The sequence below is a fragment of the Paenibacillus sp. FSL R5-0713 genome, from assembly GCF_037973325.1.
In the GTDB taxonomy this organism is placed as follows: domain Bacteria; phylum Bacillota; class Bacilli; order Paenibacillales; family Paenibacillaceae; genus Paenibacillus.
In genome coordinates this window covers 1,054,805-1,075,723 of the sequence record NZ_CP150229.1, presented here as the reverse complement: position 1 = coordinate 1,075,723, position 20,919 = coordinate 1,054,805, and the positions used below count along the sequence as shown (strand labels likewise).

The 20,919-nt window shown below is 44.3% G+C and carries 18 protein-coding genes; 8 read left to right on the top strand and 10 right to left on the bottom strand.

Annotated elements, in window-relative coordinates; genetic code table 11:
• Window positions 1-709 precede the first annotated feature (709 nt).
• The gene (locus MKZ12_RS04785) at window positions 710-1,462 is read left to right on the top strand and encodes an SDR family oxidoreductase (protein ID WP_339259026.1); all 753 of its coding nucleotides are present in this window, start codon (window positions 710-712) and stop codon (window positions 1,460-1,462) included.
• Between the two features lie 530 nt (window positions 1,463-1,992).
• On the opposite strand, the gene MKZ12_RS04780 is transcribed toward MKZ12_RS04785, so the two are convergent.
• The 6 genes from MKZ12_RS04780 to MKZ12_RS04755 all read right to left on the bottom strand — a co-directional run bounded on the left by MKZ12_RS04780 (window position 1,993) and on the right by MKZ12_RS04755 (window position 10,428).
• Complete coding sequence (locus tag MKZ12_RS04780) at window positions 1,993-2,382, bottom strand: hypothetical protein (RefSeq protein ID WP_339259025.1); 390 nt, start codon at window positions 2,380-2,382, stop codon at window positions 1,993-1,995.
• A 766-nt stretch (window positions 2,383-3,148) separates the two neighbouring features.
• Window positions 3,149-4,288, bottom strand: a complete 1,140-nt coding sequence (locus MKZ12_RS04775) for a toxic anion resistance protein (protein WP_017690481.1) — start codon at window positions 4,286-4,288, stop codon at window positions 3,149-3,151.
• A 19-nt stretch (window positions 4,289-4,307) separates the two neighbouring features.
• Window positions 4,308-5,996 carry a VWA domain-containing protein gene (locus MKZ12_RS04770; RefSeq protein WP_339259024.1) on the bottom strand — a complete coding sequence of 563 codons (1,689 nt, stop codon included), beginning with the start codon at window positions 5,994-5,996 and terminating at the stop codon, window positions 4,308-4,310.
• A gap of 12 nt (window positions 5,997-6,008) precedes the next feature.
• Window positions 6,009-6,740, bottom strand: a complete 732-nt coding sequence (locus MKZ12_RS04765) for a hypothetical protein (RefSeq protein WP_339261312.1) — start codon at window positions 6,738-6,740, stop codon at window positions 6,009-6,011.
• A gap of 716 nt (window positions 6,741-7,456) precedes the next feature.
• Window positions 7,457-8,023: a Uma2 family endonuclease gene (locus tag MKZ12_RS04760; RefSeq protein ID WP_339239834.1), complete on the bottom strand. Its 567-nt coding sequence runs from the start codon at window positions 8,021-8,023 to the stop codon at window positions 7,457-7,459.
• 83 nt (window positions 8,024-8,106) lie between these two features.
• Entirely contained in the window at window positions 8,107-10,428 is a 2,322-nt protein-coding gene (locus tag MKZ12_RS04755) for a beta-L-arabinofuranosidase domain-containing protein (RefSeq protein WP_339259023.1), read from the bottom strand.
• 201 nt (window positions 10,429-10,629) lie between these two features.
• On the opposite strand from MKZ12_RS04755, the gene MKZ12_RS04750 reads away from it, so the two are divergent.
• Both MKZ12_RS04750 and MKZ12_RS04745 read left to right on the top strand, forming a co-directional pair.
• Window positions 10,630-11,394, top strand: a complete 765-nt coding sequence (locus MKZ12_RS04750) for an AraC family transcriptional regulator (RefSeq protein ID WP_339259021.1) — start codon at window positions 10,630-10,632, stop codon at window positions 11,392-11,394.
• A 129-nt stretch (window positions 11,395-11,523) separates the two neighbouring features.
• On the top strand, window positions 11,524-12,036 hold the full coding sequence (locus MKZ12_RS04745; protein ID WP_339259019.1) for a GNAT family N-acetyltransferase: 513 nt from the start codon (window positions 11,524-11,526) through the stop codon (window positions 12,034-12,036).
• Window positions 12,037-12,236: 200 nt separating this feature from the next.
• Here MKZ12_RS04745 and MKZ12_RS04740 read toward each other — a convergent pair whose 3' ends face one another.
• Window positions 12,237-13,280 (bottom strand): 2,3-butanediol dehydrogenase, encoded by a 1,044-nt coding sequence (locus MKZ12_RS04740; protein ID WP_339259017.1) that lies wholly within the window; start codon window positions 13,278-13,280, stop codon window positions 12,237-12,239.
• A 116-nt stretch (window positions 13,281-13,396) separates the two neighbouring features.
• Here MKZ12_RS04740 and MKZ12_RS04735 point away from each other — a divergent pair, with 116 nt between their 5' ends.
• Window positions 13,397-14,308, top strand: coding sequence for a LysR family transcriptional regulator (locus MKZ12_RS04735; protein WP_339259015.1), 912 nt, complete (start codon window positions 13,397-13,399; stop codon window positions 14,306-14,308).
• 177 nt (window positions 14,309-14,485) lie between these two features.
• Here the strand turns inward: MKZ12_RS04735 and MKZ12_RS04730 are convergent, their stop codons facing one another.
• Window positions 14,486-16,240, bottom strand: coding sequence for a HAMP domain-containing methyl-accepting chemotaxis protein (locus MKZ12_RS04730; RefSeq protein WP_339239825.1), 1,755 nt, complete (start codon window positions 16,238-16,240; stop codon window positions 14,486-14,488).
• Window positions 16,241-16,535: 295 nt separating this feature from the next.
• Here MKZ12_RS04730 and MKZ12_RS04725 point away from each other — a divergent pair, with 295 nt between their 5' ends.
• From MKZ12_RS04725 to MKZ12_RS04710, 4 genes are all read left to right on the top strand, one after another.
• On the top strand, window positions 16,536-16,883 hold the full coding sequence (locus MKZ12_RS04725; protein ID WP_339239823.1) for a helix-turn-helix domain-containing protein: 348 nt from the start codon (window positions 16,536-16,538) through the stop codon (window positions 16,881-16,883).
• Between the two features lie 155 nt (window positions 16,884-17,038).
• Window positions 17,039-17,380, top strand: a complete 342-nt coding sequence (locus MKZ12_RS04720) for an antibiotic biosynthesis monooxygenase (RefSeq protein ID WP_339239821.1) — start codon at window positions 17,039-17,041, stop codon at window positions 17,378-17,380.
• Window positions 17,381-17,448: 68 nt separating this feature from the next.
• Entirely contained in the window at window positions 17,449-17,796 is a 348-nt protein-coding gene (locus tag MKZ12_RS04715) for an NmrA family NAD(P)-binding protein (RefSeq protein ID WP_339259013.1), read from the top strand.
• 17 nt (window positions 17,797-17,813) lie between these two features.
• On the top strand, window positions 17,814-18,338 hold the full coding sequence (locus tag MKZ12_RS04710; RefSeq protein WP_339259012.1) for a hypothetical protein: 525 nt from the start codon (window positions 17,814-17,816) through the stop codon (window positions 18,336-18,338).
• Window positions 18,339-18,608: 270 nt separating this feature from the next.
• Here the strand turns inward: MKZ12_RS04710 and MKZ12_RS04705 are convergent, their stop codons facing one another.
• A complete protein-coding gene (locus tag MKZ12_RS04705) occupies window positions 18,609-19,961 on the bottom strand; it encodes an amino acid permease (RefSeq protein ID WP_339259010.1) in 1,353 nt (450 codons plus the stop codon).
• Between the two features lie 413 nt (window positions 19,962-20,374).
• On the bottom strand, window positions 20,375-20,830 hold the full coding sequence (locus MKZ12_RS04700; protein WP_339259009.1) for a GNAT family N-acetyltransferase: 456 nt from the start codon (window positions 20,828-20,830) through the stop codon (window positions 20,375-20,377).
• Window positions 20,831-20,919 lie beyond the last annotated feature (89 nt).

The window sequence follows — 20,919 nt, the reverse complement described above, 5'->3', positions numbered from 1 at the left end:
TTACGTTCCCCTTCGGCAACTAGAAAATATAAAATTATTAGTTTCATATATATCATTCTAAGGATCATGAAGGTAGTTATAGTACCGCTACAACTTCTGAGTCGTGTCCCCGGATTAGCCAATGACCATACACCAACGGGTACCAAATCAGCTGTACCATTATCAATATCTACACTAATATCATCAATCGAACGTCCTGCTCTGTTGACCAATAATGCGTTTGTCCAGGTTGTGCGGATGTCTTGGAGAAGCTTCTCATTTTCAAGATACATGATGTGAAGGTAAGCTAAATCCAATTGAGCTATATTGCATTATCTATACCAAACAAACAACCGCCTCTTCACACATTAGTGTACAAGAGGCGGTTGTTTTATTAGCGCTCTGGATCAAAACTGCAAGAAAAGTAATCATAAAAACGATACTTTACCGATCGTTCTCAATATGATAATATGAATTTGCGACAGGAGGTGGGACAGCAAAAGGCGTGTGAATAATCATGGCGAGAAGCACGAAGTTTGAATTCAACGTGGTATTAGATAAGGCAATGGACTTATTCTAGCGTCAAGGCTGTTTTTTTAACATAATTAGAATGATCATTCTTAATTCAAGACGAAAGAGGCATTAATTTTAGTGTGATATCAATCATAATTTCATCAGAGCTACAGTCAGAGGACTGTATAAAAAATAAATCTCAAAGGAGAGTTTAAAAATGACTATAAACATGGACGGTAAAGTTGCTTTGGTAACTGGAGGAAATCGTGGCATTGGATTGGAAACGGCACGTCAATTAGGTAATCTTGGCGCCACGGTCGTTATTGGGTCACGTGATTTGGAGAAAGGAAAGGTTGCTGCGAATACACTTCGTTCGGAGGGAATTCAAGCAGAGAATATCAAATTGGACGTCAATCTAGCCGAAGACCATCAAGCAGCTTACAATTTTTTTGAACAGCGGTACGGTAAGCTTGATATATTGATAAATAATGCTGGGATACAGATAGAGATTGAAGATCTTGCACCAATTAATGAAACAAGTACCGTTTCGCCGGCCATTATGCGTGAAACCTTCGATGCCAATTTCTTCAGTATGATTGAGTTAACACAGCTACTGCTGCCGTTGATTCGCAAAGCACCAGCTGGAAGAATTGTTAATGTATCCAGTGCGCTTGGATCGAATACACTCCATTCCGATCCTGCTGCTCCAAGTTATGATGTCAAGCTTCTTGCTTACAATGCCTCGAAGGCAGCAATGAATACCTTTACGACCCATCTTGCACATGAGCTGAAAGATACACCAATCAAAGTAAATTCTGCTCACCCTGGTTGGGTGAAGACTCCACTGGGCGGAAAATACGCTGATATGGATCTTGAAGATGGCGGTAAGACAAGTGTAATACTTGCCACGTTGCCTTCGGACGGACCCACAGGCAAGTTCTTTCATATGGACACAGAGCTGCCTTGGTAATACGGTAGTTAATTAAAAAAAAATTTAACACGGCGAGCGCTTTCACAATGTAACGGGAGAGCGCTCGCCGTGTTAAATGATGATACTCTCTTGTTTTAATTCAATATCGATTATATTGAGATTCTCAATCATCCGTTGCGGTAACAGTTGGAAGATGTAATAACTCAGGATTATGGGGTCGGAGAGATACATAGAAGGTCAGCTAAACGAATTTGAGCGTTTGGCAACGTCCTATAATATTTGGGAGTCTAACTAGTTGAGTACTGGAATGGCAAGCATATTTTCAATGTACTCGCTTGATCGTAGTCGTTAAGAATTTCACTTTTGTCCTAGCCCTTACAAACCTATGGAATCATTAAAGTCGTAGTCGATATCGTAATGAAGTTTATAGCTTAACACAAAAAATCCGCCAAACATGGCGGATGAATGGTAGACACCTATATATAATAAATGATTGAAAATATATTATTGTCCTCTTCGACATCCGTTTAAAACATTAGGTTGACTCCCTTTAGTGAGTTATTAGATTATTATGCAATACCACCGTAAAATACGATAATTGCTACTCCCAATAAACCGATCCAAGCGGGATGCTTCGCCTTCGTACCGATACATATGAGAATTGAACCTATGAACATTGAAATTGCAATATAATTTCCAAGTAATACGAATGCTTCGTTGAGGGATGAGTTCCGCGCAAGCCAGAGTAAAATTAAAGACATGCCCCATCCAAATGCCGTCAGCGCATGCCAGCTAGACCAAATAATACGAACAAAAGATTCGCTGAGCACATTTCCACCGTTTGTCGGTATAAATCCATTTTCTCTCATTCGTCGGAATACCTGAACCTCACCTAATATAGAGTGAACAAGTCCAACTACAAACATGAGAATTGAAGCGATTAAATAATACCAGTTCATATATTAAGCCTCCAATTATATATCCAATTAGGTTAATTACCTTTAAAAATTAAGGTATTACATCTGTTCTTCCAAGGTTATTTGTACATAACATGGTTTAAATTAGTACGAGTTTTATACTGCTTTCATTGATCTCTCTTCTATTGTACTCATACCTCTCAATTGATCTAGGATACCAATCTTGAGTAACCCATGCTTGGTCATCAGGCGAAATAACGGCTAGTCGTAATGTGTTCAGCATTCCTAACTTCGAGTTGTACTCCAATAGATTGAACTCCTTCAGCCTGTAATTTGATTGCCGCTTCGTCTGCTTTTGATTTCTTTCGTGTACCTCCTAAAGTATTGATTATTTAAGAATAATCATTCTTGAATTATCAAAAATAACATAACTCACAGTGAATACAAGATACTAATCATCTGCACGCTCGTCCTTGTATCCTTCTATTTCTGCTACGTCAACAATATAGCATATGTAGAACGATTGGTAAAGAATAAATAAATTATCGGCAACAAGGTGCTTCAAATTCGTTCAGCTCCCCAATCCAGCAAAATTAAAGTTCCGAAAAATGATTGATTAATTTAACGATATTTGCAACAGACTTTCCAGATAGGCGAAGATTTCTAAGTTGTCCATGTTCATTAATCGGTTCATAGAAGCCCAAAAAGCGACCATTCCCCATGCTTAATGGAGAACAGTCGCTTTTTCTAATTATAGAAATAAGGACAACACTCAAATTCGTTAAAATCCCAATTTTCATCTTCTGACCTACAGCCCCAACTTCTGCCCTTTCTCCAACCGCTGAATCTGCTGCTCCCCGGTATCCGCAAGTTCACGGAACTGGTTAATCGTCTCGCGCATTCTTGGCAGGGCTTCCTGCTTATAAAGACTAATCGAATCGAGTGCAGACAACACATCGGTGAATGCCTGTTTCATCGTATCCACGGAGATGCTGGCTTCATACGCCTGCTTCTGGATGGCAATCCCCTGATCCTTGAGCATTTTGGATGTACCCGCAATCAGATCATTGGTTGTCTGGTTCAGCAATTCAATCTTCTGCAATACAATCTTCTGATTATACAAAGCACTCGCTACCGTAACGGCAATTTTCAGTGCCGAGATTGTTACATTCTTGGCCCGGTCTACCCCTCTGATTAGCTCCTTGTTGTTACGGATGACCACTTCAATCGCCATGATGCCCTGCTGGTTCACGACCAGCATTTGCTGCAGATCCATGACCCGCTGACGAAGCGGGAACAACACTTCTTCCGTAATAAAACGGACTTTCTCGGGGTCCTCATTGCGGACCTTGGCGGCTTCAATCTGCGCGTCGATGGACTCATCCATGAGCACGCCAAGCTGAATTTCCTTTTGTAGACGCTTGGTGAGTTCTCTCAGGTTCTGTTGCTCAATCTCCAGGGTTGTATTATCGTTCCGGAGTGTGGACCTGCCTTTATCCAAAGAGGTTACGATGTCAGCAATGACTGCATCAGCCTTCTGATATTTCAGGAAATAGGCGCGAAGCGGATTGAACAATTTCCCGAGGAAACCGGTCTTGGCAAAGTCGACCACGCTCGGGTCGAGATCCTTCAGTTGCATATGCAGCTCGGTCAAACCTTTGGCGACCTGACCGCCTTCGTCTCCCGTCTTGGACAGATGTCCAACGGAGACTTGAAGCAAGGCGTTTTTCTCGGAAGAGGATCTCATCGTGTTCATGCCAAAGCCGTCAATGGATTGCAGAATCTCTTTGCGCTTCTCCAGGGATTCGAGATCCAGTGTCATGATCATCTCTACGTTGGCATTCGCCACTTGTTGAAGCTCCGCGACCTCAGCGGGCACGGGTTTCACCTCTTCTTCAATCACCTTCTGAATTTCCTTTTGGCTTGGTATTTCCATTGAAAATGACATCTATAGTTCCCCCTTTAGATTACATCTGTACGTTAAACAGGTTACCGATCTTGTACACGACATCGTCGGTATCGGCATTGATACTTGCCGCTTCGTTAATACTGGAGATGCTCTCCAAAGCCTTGATGTCTGCGTTGTACCCAATCGTATAGATTGGCACTTTGTACGTCTCGACCAGATCCCGAATATCCTTCAGGGTATGACCTTCATTGGTCTCGCCATCACTCAGGACAAAGATTAACGGCTTCACGTTTGGATTAGCAACCATGTAATCTTCCAACATCTTCATCGCTACCACGATCCCGTCAAACGTCGCCGTCCCTCCGCCAGCTTGCAGACTATCCACTGTTCCGACAAACATGGACTGTTGGTTCGTATCATACTTGGCAATGGGCAGATTCACGGTTACCCCACTGGAGTATGAAACCAAGCCAATACTGTTGTCTGTACCCAGGTACTTCTGACCTTTGCGCAGGGACTCCTTCAGTCGGTTAAGCGGTTCGCCGTCCATGCTTCCGGATACATCCGTCACGAACACAGCGGCAATCGGTTTGCTACCGTTTTTCTTTTCTTTCCATACTTTCTGTGCAGACAACAACGTGCCGCCATCCACGGTGGCCAGTTCGGATTTGTAATCCTGCAACCCGTTGAAACCAAACTCTTCCGCTGATTGTTGATACTTCGCCTGGGTTACAAATTCCGCAAACTTTTGGATAATCTCCTGTTTGTTCTTCGGCAATTGTCCCAATGCATACAGCGGACTGTCATGTCTCACGCCAAAAGGTGTAAAGACGTAACCACTCTTCAGATCGGCAGTATTCACATATGTCTGGTATTCGAGTACAAAGGCATCCAGTCGGCCTGACTTGGCAGCTTCCCGCATCTGAATGGTTGTCGAGGCTGTAAACGGTACATTCGTCTGGAATTTCTCAAATCCCTCAATCGCCTTCTCGCCCAGCGGATTGGCGCTATCATACGTATTCAGAGCAGTCACCAGGAAGTTCAGTCCTGTGGAGCTGGCAAATGGATCGGTATATCCCATCGCGAGTTCATTGTTGGCAATCGCTTCGGTTACGGTTTTTACATTCACGGAGCCGTAAGTATCAACCAGTGCATCATACTTGGCTTTGGAAATGACAATACCAGGGACATTCCCAACCAATCGCTTGGAAACCATCTCTGTTTTCACCCCACTGGCCTCAACCATCTCGCCCCACAGTTCATTAGAAGGCGTGAATGCATCAGGTATATACTTGCCCGACTTGATATAATCGGTAGCCGTTCCGGAGGCAATGTTGCGGATTTTGACGGATACCTGTTTCCCGCCAACGGTAATTTTTGCTTTGTTGAATTCCTCGCCCACTTCAGTTAACCAGCCATCTACCCCGCTGCCTGACTTCTCTGTGGAAGAGAAGATTTCTACGTAATCATTCGTTGTATTCTCTACGGCAATTGCGAATTTGGAGATATCCGGCAGCGATTCTGCTACGTCGACCGGATCGAGATCAATCTGTCCTTTGACCGGTTCTGCCGTCGCTGGTGCAATGTTTGCGTACAGTTTGCCCAGTTCCTTACCTGCATTCTCTGTGCTCACCTGTGTGGTCGACTTGCCAAAGTTCGATGTTAATGTTATTCCTGCATAGACCAGACCGAATACGAGTACCAGCATTACAATCGATATGAAAAAAAACTTTCCCTTCTTGGCCATACGAGCAACCCCTCACTGTCTGTATAATTTGGTGTGCTTGATTAACTGATCAATCTCCTGCATACAAGGCATCTGTTCAATATCTCCTGCTTCAAAGCTGTCGAGGCGTGAAATCTCAAGTAACAACTGATCCAGCTTGAGCAAAATTTCCTCATTGGTGTGTAATGCATTCTTCACATAAGACAGATAATCGTTGTATACCTTGGTTTTTTCCTGAAAAAGTTTCTGGGGAAGGTTTGAGGATTTGGATTTCATCATGTTGGCATAGTCGGCTTCATCGAATACATTCAACCGATTCAGTACACTGCGGATATTCAGGTATAACAGCTTCTCCACTTCCATCGTGACTGATGCGAATTTTTTGTAGCTTAGTTCCCCCTGATCAAACCGCTGATGAAGCACATTCAGAAGTGTTTCTTTCTTCTTTTTCATCCGGCTAAGTTGAGACAGCCCCAGCGTAATATCTTCTTCGAGTACTTTGATGCGTCTATAAAAAGATAAAGCTTCCACATAATCTTCATGTGTTTCGATATGCTTCACGGGCAGAACCACCGGCTGTCTGAACAGCATGGTGTAACTGCCATATAAGAGTGCCATTGCACTGCCGAACAACAGGGTAACGGATAGCGAAGTTGTAAATGCACCCTCCCCGAAATTCAGCCCGATAAAGCCGGGTGAGAATGCCAGAACATTCACAGCAACAACAACAAGGATTAATCCCATGAATTGTATGTACTTAATCATGTTCAATCATCCGACCTCCTTTCATGTTATATATTGAAGCTATATGTCGTTATTTTCCTGTTCCACTTTTTCTATTGTACATGATGTTAACGCTCTCAGGTGGATAACATTGGATATTGGGATACTCATAATATACGTGGTTTGGGCTTATCCCATTTCATATTTTCAGGGACAACGTGGAACTTGGCAGGAAATGTTGTGGTCAATCCGTACAAAGTGAGTTTTACAAGACAGCAGATTGTGGATAAGAAATGTTATCAGGTAATACGTGGAAAATGGCTATGCGTGTCATTTTTTATATAAGACTTGTCTGAAAAATAAGCAATGCAAAACAGGGGTCACAAGAACACTCACACAACATGTTAGAACTACAAACACTACTGATGCATAAAAAAAGACGAAACGGAGATCATCCGATTTCGCCTTATGCGTTGTTTCTTCGTTTAAGGTTGGGTTATCTATAGCTAACGAACTGAGGTAACGTTATTGGGTGCATGTCAGCTCATCTGAAAATGTAACGAACCTGAGACACGTTATGTTCGTGTATTAGGTGTAAAAACGTTGTTTATCGCCTATTTCAGATGAAGTAGCGTCGCTGAGATTCGTTACATTTTCCACCTCATCCAATTTGCTCAATTAAGGCGTGTAGGGTTCGTTAGCATTAGAAAACGGCTACCCTATTGCTTCCTCTGTAGCGGACAGGTTGACGCTTCGCATTACCTTAGCTTGAACAACGAATCCAGCGGAATGTGCAATTCAGGATACAAGACAGATATCATCGTTTCCTGCTCAGTATACAGATGACGGGTCTGATAACTGCCATCCTCCAACGTGTACACATGGACGGTTTGATTCCCGGGGTCAACAATCCAGTATTCGTTCACGCCGTATTTCTGATACAAGTTAAATTTTTCATTAAAATCCTTTAGCGCAGTCGAAGGCGATAACACCTCGATAATTAAAGAAGGTGCACCGTGACAGCCATTCTTAGATATCTGGTCTTTGGAGCAAACCACCGATAAATCAGGCTGTACAACTTGATCTGGCAGGTCATATTGTTCATTCTCGCTAAAATACACATCAAAAGGGGCAACAAACACGAAACATTTCCGATTCTGAAAAAAAGTCCGCAAAGAGAAGTGCAGCTCACCCACAATAAACTGGTGCAATGAAGTGGGTGCTGGAGACATATTAAAAGCTTTGCCGTTAATTAATTCCCATGCCCCCTCCCAAGTTAACCAATCCTGAAAGTTATACGTACCTTTATTATCGGGTTTTGCCACACTTCCAACCTCCTCTTCCCAACTAACCGTAATTTATTATCATTATAACATTGTGTTTGCGCCTTTTCACACCATGCCTCTTATCATGCAAAGAGAGATTCGGGTTTGCTTCGCGTAGTGCGTACCTCGACAACTTTCCCGGCACAGCCATTGTCGCCCTCCGCCTGGAACATGACCTTAACGCTGTCTTTACCTGATGTAACGGACTCAGGAATATTATAGGTCACATAGAATACGTCGCCGATTTTGTTCATATGAATTCGCTGCTCTCCAATGCGTGTGCCATCCACGGTAATGGTGAATTGTCTCTCATACGACATACCTTCCCGTTCAAATGTGGAATAATCTCCACCCCAATAGGCCACACATAGATAATTGGTTGCGGCGCGATCCACCGCCAGTTGGTAGCTGAAGTAAGCTCCACTGATGCCAAAAGCCTCTCGCCACATATGCAACTTCTTACGGCCATCTGTAGTTGAACCGTTGTAATGCTCCCCACGGCAGTTGCTATCCAGTTGATGTCCAATCTCATCCTGTTGACCATCCGCCTGAACCCTGTCGATCGTGATATCGTTCAACTCTTTTTCGAGCGCATCACCTTCATCGTTAAACGGCCAATACACAGTATAAAATTCATGATGCACATCATAGAACGGAATAAGCTTCACGGCTTCGCCCGTGGAAGTGACATCTTTGCTAAGTTCAAATGTTAACGTGTCTGCATCTACGACCTTGATCCACTCTTGTACATCCTCCTGCTCCGTCCAGATCACAGGTACAGGTGCGGTCTTGGGATTCAATGCTGTTTCGTCCACAATTGTGTCTTCTGGAAGACCCTCGCTTCCCAGTGCACCGGCGAGCACAATCGGGCCGTACAGAAAGGCTACTTTGTGCGCATCATCCCGGGCAGTGTACTGGCGAAGCGACATCGGCAGGGTGATTGTGATGACATCGCCCGCAGACCATGTGCGGTCGATGGACAGATAGCCGGGTTCCATCCGTGTATACGGATGTTCCGTATCCCCGTTAACTGTTGCCGTCATTGGCTGTTGCAGCCATGAGGGCACGCGTAATCTTAGATGAGCCGAGGCGCTGCCGCCGGTGATCGTCAGGGTTACCTTTTCCGAATAAGGAAAGTCGGTTTCAAGCTTCAGGGATATTCCCTGAGCGTTCCAGTCCAGCTGGGAAGCGATATACAGGTTGACGTAAAGGTCTTGCTCGTCTTCGAAATAGATCGCCTCGGCATATTTGCCCGGGTTCTCCATGCCTGATCCTGTGCAGCACCACCAGGCGGTATCGTGAGTTCCATAGATTTTGTAGTGCCCTTGCAGTGTTGAGGCAAAATACGTTTTGTTCCCCGTATCGGGGTCCTGCGTGCCGAGGATGTGATTATAGATGGCGTTTTCATAATAGTCCATGTAGGCGCTATCGTGATTCCAGGCGAAGAGTTGTTTGGTCAAATGCATCATGTTGTGGGTACAACAGCTCTCTCCTGTTTTGATGCCCAGACTCTCCATGCCCTTCGCTTCGTAATGCTCCGAAATGCTCGTCGCGCCAAATACGTAAGAACGATGATGCACTGTCGTGTTCCAGAAAAATTCTGCCGCTGTCTTATAACTCTCATGGCTATGGTCCTGATTATAGATTTCAGCAGCACCGATCACTTTGGGAATCTGAGTATTGGCGTGTCTGCCTTGAAGATCGTCCTGCTTCTGCTCCAAAGGTCTCAGGATCAATTGATGGGTAAACTTATTGGCAATCTCAAGGTATAAGGCCTTGCCCGTGATCCCATACAAATGTGCAAATACTTCATTCATGCCCCCGTGTTCACTTAGAAGCATCGTCTGCATCTGTTCTTCTGTCATCGGGAGTAAACCTTCTACCGCCCAGTCTGCAAATCGAGTAACCACCTCAAGTGCCTGTCCGTTACCAGTGAGTTTATACGCATCAATCAGACCGCGATAGATTTTGTGCACACTGTACCAGGGAACCCAGTATTCACCGATATTGAATCCACCGATATTCTCTGCTCGAAAAGCCATGTGGAAAGGTTCTTCGGACAAACCACCGATATACCCGCTCCCCGTGGTCTCTTGGATTCTCGCCAGTTCGGTGACAGCATAAACCAGTCTTTCTTTTAACGTCATATTCCCGGTTGCCTGATACGTCACAGCCAGGGCAGACAGATAATGTCCAAGGGAATGTCCGCTGATGGTACGTGCCTCCCAACCCGCGTAGCGTTCTTTTCGGGCAGGTAAACCATGAGCCTCGAAGCATGGAGCCAGGAACCGATCCATATCCAGCGATAACAGGTAACGCTCTCCCACCTCTTGTGATGTTTGGAACACACCATGTAACAGCTCTACATGTTCCGGTCCCAGAAATCCTTTTTTCGTATCAATCATGACACTCACTCCTTCACGGTATGTACTAGACAGATATGCACTTGTATTTTCATTGATACATCCAGAGGGGTAAAATCCGTGTTCCGTTCCATATGTCCTATACTCAACAATCCACCCCACTGCTTGAATAACCCCATGTTATCAAATAAAATGTAATAACATCAGACTCATAATCCAAGAAAAGGTGGATAAATCCGTCCTATGCAAAAGCCACTGAAACATTACCTTTGCGGCAAGTTCATATCCGACGGCAACTGGAGCCACATGAGACGCAGCATGCCTGTTCACGAGATCATTTTGATGCTGGAAGGTGAGATGTACATCGCGGAGGACGACGAAAAGTACGTAGTTCGTGCCAACGATCTGTTGTTTCTGCGCGCGGGTCGCACCCACTATGGCTATCAGGTCAGTGACACACCCGTCAGCTTCTACTGGGTTCACTATGATGCCATCCAGCCAGAATTCAACCAATTCAGGACACATGCCACCATCCAGGTACCTTCCATGGCCAATCAGTTATTCAAGCAGCTGCTGCATGTGTCATCCTTCTCACCGGAGGAAGCCGACGCTGCACTACTATTGTTGTTCAGAGAACTGGAGCGTAATATAGAGGCCGATTATCGCCCGCACAATGCGATTGTGGACCATATCTGCAAGTGGGTCGATATTCATCTGCATACAAACATTACGGTGAGTCAGATTGCAGAGAATTTTAATTTTAACAAAGACTATATCTCCAAAATGGTGAAACGCGAGAAAGGTACCGGGCTCAAAACCTATATCCTCACCGAACGTATTCGCCGGGCGAAACAACTGCTGCTCAATACCAATGCCAGTGTAAAAGAAATCGCCGGACAGTGCGGATTCTCCGATTACAAGCTGTTCCTGCGCATGTTCAAACAATACGAAGGCAATACGCCAACCGAATATCGCAATCATCTGTATTCCACACAGCTCAATCGCTGATATGCTTTGACCTATAGAAATGACTGAGTGAACTATAGAAAATTTGAATGAATCGGATGGAATCCGTTATGGTAAAATGCAAGAAAACTCTATATCATACTTAACCCATAAGAGAAGAGGAATTAAAAGATGACAACGGCTGCCGTTACGATTCATCCCGCCACAGAAACGGACCATCCAGAGATTGTAGATATCCTTATTGCAAGTTATGCCGAGTATCGGGAGACTTTTGAGCAAAATGAACGCTGGGAGGCCTACTTAAAAGACATTAGAGAGTCCGTGGTTAATCCGTACCTGACACAATTATGGATCGCCAAGATTGATGATCAGATTGTCGGTACAGTCCAATTGTTCGAAACAGCGCGCAAGGCTTATCCAGACTTTGAATTGCCAATCGATTATCCGTTTATTCGGCTGTTAGGTGTTGATCCAAAATGGAGAGGTCATGGGATCGCCAGAGCATTGCTCCAGCAGTGTGTGGAATCTGCCAAAGACATGGGCAAAAATACGGTGTATTTATATACGGGCGGTCAGATGGTGAATGCCATCCGTTTATATGAGCGTTTTGGATTCTATGAGGATAAGGAATTTAGCTCCGAGAGTAGCGGGGGTAAGGCGATTTGCTACCGCTATGATTCCTAGTTTTGGGTATTAGCTTAACGAACCGCGATCAGCGGAATTGATTCATAATGAGTAGCTAGTGAAAGCTCACTGTTCTACTTGAATAAAGCGAAAAAGACCATTCATGCGGATGAACGGCCTTTTTCGCGATCTAAAATTTATACTTCAATTACGTTGATATGAAAATCTATCCTTGTTAGTGAGAAGTTAGCGAAAAGTCTTTAGCCGCCGATCTCCACCAAAATCTTCGCATGGCTCTTGTCGCTCATCAACAGCTCCAGCCCTTCCTCTACGATGTCGTCCAGTTTAATTTTTTTGGTGATGACCTGTTTCACATCAAGCGACCCTTCCGCAATCAATGAGATTACTTCAGGGAAAATGTGACGATAGGCCAGCGTTGCTGTCAGATTCGCTTCCTTCACCAGAAGATCGAAGAAGTTCACTTGGAGCGGATTTGGAATCGCCGCGATCACAACAACTTCTCCACCTTTTTTGACAACCGCAACGGCACTGTCCATGGTTGGTTGCACTCCCGCTGCTTCATAAGCCACATCGATGCCACCCGATTGTTGCAAAATCACTTCGGTTGCATTAACTTTGGCACTATTCACCGGAACAGCTCCCAGCTTGGCTGCCAAGTCCAAACGTTCCTCAAATACATCGACTGCATAGATTTCAGAAGCGCCTGCTGCTTTGGCAGACAGAATGGTCAATAATCCAATTGGACCGGCTCCGTACACGGCTACCTTATTCCCCACTTTCAATTTGCTGTGTCGAACCGCATGAAATGCTACTGCCGTAGGCTCTACGAGGGCACCTTCTTCGAAGGTTACGTTATCCGGGATGGGATGTACCATATAGGATTCAACAACAACATACTCCGCAAAACCACCATCACCATTCAGTCCAACGAATCCAAATTGAGTACACTGGTTATAACGCCCCTGGATACAGTATTCGCATTTTCCACAGTGGTACAATGGCTCTACCACAACTCGCTGCCCCACACTGATACCGCTTACATTACTACCCAATTCACTCACGGTTCCTGCAAATTCATGACCCAATGTGAGCGGTGCTTTCTGTCCTGAGAGCGGATGATTCTCGCCTTCTTGAATGCCCACACCATGATGATAAGCATGCAAGTCACTGCCGCAGATCCCCGCATATTCCACTTTGATTTTGACTTGTCCTGCTTGAGCAACCGGAACCTCGCGATCTTCAACACGCACATCTTTATGGGCATACCATACTGCTGCTTTCATGAAGTTCATCCCCTTTATATGATTGTCTATATATTATATCGCTGTTCATGTATTATTCATATTTATAGATACTAATGTTAACATTAGTTGTATTAATGCTAAACGGAGATGAACTCATGAATCTGGAACAGCTCGAATATGTCGTTGAAATTGCGAAAACCCAATCCTTCTCCGCCGCCTCGGAGCATCTGCATGTCACACAATCGGCGATCAGCCAATCGGTTCATCGTCTGGAGAAAGAAATGGGGATCATCCTGTTCGAACGCTCGCGGCAGGGAACTCATCCCACGCCCGAAGGCAAACAATTCATAGCCAAGGCACTGGACATTTTACAGCGGATTGATGAATTGAAATCTCTGAACGCAGAAGCCTCCTCTCTTAGCGGTGAGCTTCATGTGGCTACTTTTCCAAGTGTCATGCCCTATCTTGTCCAGTCTGCTGCAGATATGAAGCGTGAGCACCCGCAACTTAACATCTCCATTGAAGAGAAAGGGTCCATGGAAATTATCGAGGATATTCGGAATAACAAAACCCATCTGGGCTTTATCGCGATCTATGCCAAGCAATTGCGGGAATTCGATGGACTTCACTTCAGTCCCATGTACTCGGGCAAGCTGGTAATTGGTACTCATCACCTGTCTGAACTTGCCAAGCACAGCCGTGTTTCACCAGATCAATTAAAAGAACACAAGCTTGCACTCTATCGAGATGGTTTCATCGAAGACTTTCTCAGGGAATTCACCTATGATCATGGATACCTGTCCATTTTGTTCAAAACAAATAATTCAGAAGCCATCAACATGGTGTTACGAAACGATATTGCTGCCACGATTGGTCACGACTTTTCCTTTTACCAAAATCCATTATGGAAGGAAGGTCTGGTGAAGATGGTAGAGATCGCTGGAATCGATCAACCCAAAATGCAAATTGGCTTCGTGCAGACGGAATCCAAAGAGGCCGCCGTAGCCGCAGAACGATTCGCCCGACGCTTCAGACAGGCGATAGAGCTGGATCATCTATCAAAGTGATATGAAAAACAAAAAGTGCTCTACGCCTCTGAAGGAAGTTTGGGATACACACCAACTTCTCCAGGAACGGAGCACTTTTTTATGCCTTACATCGTTACACTGGCTATACAACAGACCAGGTTTTTTTCTGCTGCCTCTTACGTTAACTATGGCTACAGCATACTCCAACTACAAAAACTATACTTTTACTTTACGCACAGCTTCGCTCATCTCGTTGGTCTGCTGCTCCAGCATGGTGGAAGTCTGCGCCACCCTGTTGAACATGGCCGACTGTTCACGCATCAAGCGATAGATTTCATCCGAATGATCCGAGACCCCGGCTGAGATCTGCGAGATCGTATTGACGGAGGCTGCGGCCTCTTCCGATCCTGCCGAGATTTCCTCTGCCGCAGCGGAGACTTCTTGAATGCGATGAGTCACCAGTTGGAACGCATCAACCACATGGGCGAAAGCTTGCTCCGCCTCTGCGGTAATCGTAACACCTTGTCCAATCTCCTGCGCGGTAACCCCCATCTGTGAGCCAATCTGCTGTGATTCTTGTTGAATGCGAAGCAGCAAGTCGGAGATCCGTTCCATAGATGTGCTTGAGGCCTCAGCCAGCTTGCGAACTTCATCCGCCACAACCGCAAAACCTTTGCCATGTTCTCCTGCATGAGCTGCCTCAATGGATGCATTAAGTGCAAGCAGCTTCGTCTGACTCGCAAAATCACGAACCGTGTGCAGGGCACCACCAATCTCCTGGGAATAGTTGTTCAGCACCTGAACCATCGTTACAACTTCACCTGAGACATGTGAGATGCTTTCCATCTGTGTTTTCATCAATGTCATGCTCTGTTTACCGGACTCTGCTGTAGCAAGCGCACTTGTTGCTGCATCCGATACGATCATGGAGGATTCGGAAATGTCCGTTATGCCTTTGGCAATCTCCTCCATCGCATTCGCACTATCGCTTGCGCCCTGCTTCTGCGTATGCGCCCCTTGCCTGATCTGTTCGACTGACTGATCAACCGTCTTGCTCATCTCAATCATCTCTTCGGTACTGCGATTAAATTCCTTCGTTGATTCCGATAAAATATTGGTGGTTACTGCCACGCCTTCAACCATGTTACTCACGATCTTGTTCAAGTTGCCGGACATATGTATCATTGCTTGATATGTGGTTCCAATCTCATCTTTGCTTTTCAGACGATAAGACGTCAAAATTTGGTTGGCTTCTGCAAGCTCACCCTGCGCCATTTTTTCCACACTCGCCTTCAGCGGTTGAAGTGGTCGCAGCCCCCTTACGATAAACGTCATGACAACGGCAATACCTATAAGGGTAATTAGTAGCAATAAGGCATAGAAGGGAATACTGGATTTCATGATATCCGATTCAATGTTTCCGATCACCGATACCGCCGTATCGATACCAATTACACCTGTTACAGTGCCATTACTATCGAGCATAGGAGCGTAAGAGGAAATATAGTTGCCATAATCCTCATTATTAATAATTGAAGAACTGGCTGGTTGCCCCTGCAACAGCTTCTGGACAGCCTCCTGAGGGACATCCGTGACTTCATTAATCGGTGAAGCTTTATCCGCATCCTTCATACCGTCCACCATAATAAGTGGGGTACCTTTGTCATCTATTTTGACGAAATAGACATACATTGCACCAATCCTTACACGAAAATCATCCAGTTCATCACGAATCTTCAAGAATGCGTCATTCTCTTTGGGATCCTTGGCAAACTCGGCATAAGATGCTGTATCCAGCTGATTCACATAACTCTGAGCAATTTGGATATTGTAACTCGAAATGGCCTCCTGTGCAGCCAGTTTCATATTGGCCACCTGTAACAGCATGCTGCCAACAGCTATAATCGTCATGGCCAGTGTAACGACTGCAACAATGCGTACAACCAAACGTTTTCTAAAAAAACCGATCATCCGCTCCTCTTCCTCTCCCGTGAACCCAAGCCTTTTTGACTAGACGCTACCCAAAAAACGCATGCTTGAAGCACTAAGTATGGGAAAATAGTAAACGAATATGTCGAATTAGGCAAGAAAATATTGGGTTGAAATAAAAACGCTATCATGGTTGTGGTAGCTTTGGTCGATGGAACTGCATTTAGGCTTAAATGAGTTATGTTTATTCAGTATTAGGAGTGTTGTGTAGGAAGGTTGATTGAATCAACACATGTACTATAATAATCGAAACTAAAAGAGGGATGGTGTTTCTCAATTGAAAACTTTTTATTGTGATCTGGAAATTACCTTGGATGTCATTGGCGGAAAGTGGAGACCTCTTATTCTGTATTATTTATTAAAAGGTCCTAAACGGACCGGTGAATTGAAAAGACTCATGCCAACCATTTCTCAGAAAATGTTAGTCCAGTCATTACGGGAGTTGGAGGGTGATAATCTAGTTATAAGAACAATGTACAATCAGGTACCACCAAAAGTGGAATATTCAATATCAGAAATGGGTATGTCACTTGAACCCACTCTGCGAGCTCTTTGTGAATGGGGTCAGAATTATGCAGAGAAGACATTGAGCAAGGATGAATATCAGAGAATAAATGTAGAATAGAGTAATTTCAAAATCAATTTATGATCTGATTCATCACAATTATCACTTTTTGGTTACTATATAACCAAAAAGTACGTACTATTTTAAAAGTGCTACATGGTACATAATGAGCCTTGTAATATAAAGAAAATAAAAGAATTGAGGAGTGTGTAACGATGTCAACAACCAACAAACAAGTCATTCTCAATATCCGTTTCAAAATTAAGCCCGGTAAGAAAGAAACTTTCCGCGACAATCTATTCGCGATGATTAGCCATTTCAAAAGTGAACCCACTTTTGTTAATGCGATCGTCTCCGATGATCTTGATCATTCTGATGATCTGGTGATCTATGAAATCTGGCAAGGAACAAGAGAAAGTTGGATTCAAGATGAACTTACTAAACCTTATCGTGCTGAGTATGAAGGTGCGCTTACCAACCTCATTGATGATAGAATCGTAAGCTGGCTTGAACCAGTCGGTGAATGGGGTAGTACACTGACGAATGTAAGACGGTAAGTTTTCAAGATGAGCATGTGAAACAAAATATTTTCATGTATTTATAGACGTTCAAAGGAGTTGTAAATATGGGGAAAATACTTATTACTGGAGCAACAGGTAATCTCGGAAGCAGAACGCTAGAACTTCTTCTCAAAAAAGTTCCGTCAAATCAGGTGGCTATATTAGTCCGTAATCCGGAATCTGATAAAGTGGCAAGATTGATTAAAGAAGGTGTGGAAGCCCATCAAGGCGACTATTTTGATTATAACTCTCTTCTACAAGCTTTTGATGGTGTTGAAAAAGTGATGCTCATTTCCGCCGTAGCATTTACCGATCGCAATACACAACATTTCAACGTCATCGCGCTGCAAAGCAGGCTGGGGTTAAGCAAGTCATCTTCACGTCGATCATACGAAAAGAAAATTCAAATCTAATTTTGCCCGAAGTAACGATGTCAGACTTATTCGCTGAACAAACGCTTAAAGCATCCGGATTAGACTATACAATCCTGCGGAATCCACCGTATCTTGAAGTCATAAATTCGTTCTCTGGAGATGCACTTAAATTTGGAAGTGTGCGAGTACCAAAGGGTTCCGGTAAAGTATCCGCTGCATCTCTGGATGATTTGGCGGCAGCCAACGTAGCCGTTCTCACCGAAAACGGGCACGAAAATAAGTCATATACTCTAAGCGGCAGTGAGGGAAGCTCTTTCGAAGATATCGCTGCAGCCCTCTCGGAGATTAGTGAAATCAATATCCCTTATGAGGCAATTAGCGAAACCGAATATATAGACACTATGGTAGCGAATGGCTTACCTGTTCATATGACTGATTTCTTATTAGGTTGGATGCGGGCAATCAACACTGGAGAATTCTCGGAAACATCTGGAGATCTTGAACGTCTGATTGGCCGAAAACCAATGTCATATAAGGAATTCTTTAAAATCAAATCTCCGTTTTCTAAAGTTGAAGATTGAAAGCTGACATGCACTTAAACAAAAAGGACGAAGCATAATCTAGTACGCTTTGGTGAAATCGCCGCAAAGTACTCCACCCCTTGGGAAAAGCTACCCAAAGATTAGATATATGTCTAATAAGTAGTAGGAATGTATTAATGTCCATTCTAGCAAGCGGTTCTGGTTATAGAACAAAATATATTCGCTCAAAGTGTATAAAATAGGGACTGCTAAAAGCAGCCCCTATTTTACTTATAAAGTTTTCTCATTAATGATGACTACCCGTTCATACTAAACTGTTCGTCCATTCGTCCTCCTGAATCTAATCAGGGACCAGATGATCAGCAACGCAAGCACGGCAAGACAGATGCTAATGCTGAACCGATTACCTTCATCGAACACAAACATCACAGCAATCACACTGAGACATAGTACCACCACTCCGGTGATGTAAGGGAAACCCCAAACTTTGAAGGTCGGTTGAACCGGATATCTCTTCCGCAGTTTTAACTGTGATGAGGCAATACAGATCCACACAAGGATGACCACGAAGCCCGGAACTGCGAGCAATACACGGAACAGTTGATCCTGCGCGAACAGGCCAAGCATGGAACCTCCAAGCAATACAACCGCGCACACCAGCAAGGTATTAACCGGGCTGCCGTTACGATTTGTCTGTGATAATGCCTTCGGAGCTTCACCACCCACTGCCATGGAATGCATCATCCGGGATGCACCGTAGATCCCTGAATTTGCAGCGGACAGAACTGCCGTCACCAAAATAAAGTTCATAATGTGTGCTGCTCCTGGTAGTCCCGTTGAGGCGAGTACCTGTACAAACGGACTGCTTTCCGGCCCAATCTCATTCCATGGGATGAGACCACAGATGATGAGAATCGGCAAGGTGAAGAACAGAATAATTCGAAGCATGAAATTGCCCACGATTTTGGGCATCACTTTTTCTGCATTTTCCGTCTCCGTCAGAGTCAGACCAATCAGCTCCGATCCCCCATAAGAGAACATGACCACAAGCAATGCCGAGAAGATCGATGACCAACCGTTGGGGAAGAACCCGCCTGCTTGTGTATAATTTTGCAGATAAGGGGTGTTATCACTTGGAATAATGCCAAAGATCAACCCTGCACCCAGGAAGATAAAAATGATGATCATGGCAATTTTGATCCCGGCCAGCCAGAACTCAAATTCCCCGAACACACCCACACTTAGCAGATTAACCAGTATAATGAACGCCGCACACGCCAGACTCAGCATCCACAACGGTACTTCTGTAAACCAATACTGCAAAAAGCTCCCGGCGGCTATCACCTCAATAACACATACCGATAACCATAGGAAGCAATACATCCATCCCATAACAAAGGAAACTCTGCTACCGAATGCTTCCTGCACGAAGTCTTTCATATTCTTGTTTTTATACACCGTAGCCATCTCCGCCATCGCGGCCATAACCACCAGCAACAATAATCCGGCAAAAATGTACGTGATAATAACGCCCGGACCTGCGAGTCCGATCGTCTCTGCGCTGCCTTTGAAAATCCCTGTACCAATCACACCGCCCATAGCCATAAAACTGATGTGTCTTGGTTTAAGCTTCTTCTGTAGTGTTCCTTCTGTCTGAGCCAATTCAAATCCTCCTGATGTAAAAAACGTCTGTAATACTGTCTTGTTTCATAGACATAATGTCCAGTATACCCTATTGTCCAGCAATCAGCCCAGAAGTTCCTTATGGCCAATTCATCCCAAGCATATTTGGACATAACCTATGTTTTATACCCCACAATGGCACAAAGCAATCTGTATACAATCTAGGTAAGCACCACAGCAATTATAGGACATAACACCAAGACGGCAAACAGCGGATTCATCTGATCTAGCCACCAATATATCATCCACAGCTCCCTCCACCCTTTTCATAGCATGGTCCATGTTACATCATTGCGTGTATTCTACTCTTTTTCCAACTTTAAAAATGTACGATATGTTGCAAAATAAATAAAAACCAGCAAACAGAATGCTGGTTTCTCATGCGAATCCATTTAGATTGTTTTCGTCATAAATGCGCTGTTCGGGTCCAAAATATAGTCCGCGAATGGTTCGCAATATTCGAATCCGAAATCTTCATACAGCTTCCTTGCCGGGATAAATGAATCCATTGAACCCGTCTCCAGACTAATTCGTTTATAGCCACGTTCTGTGGCAACCTCCATAATGTGAGCCAAAATTTTTCTCGCTACGCCTTTTCTCAAGTGGGCCGAAGCCGTACGCATCGACTTCAATTCTGCATGTTCTGGATCAAGTTCTTTGATGGCCCCGCAGCCCATTAGTTCATCCGCTTCCCATGCACACCAGAATGTAATTTCAGGCTTCTTGAGTCCATCCAGATTCAGCGCATGAATACTTTCCGGAGGCGAATCCGCTGCCATCCCTTGCAAATGCTCTGCGATTAATGCCTTCACTTGTACTCCACTCAAATCATCCACTTTGATCTCCAAAACATATCACTCCTGCTGACATTTTTATTGGTTCTATCACTGAATGCATTTCGATTAATTCATCTTACTACCGTGTTAGGTTTCATGAC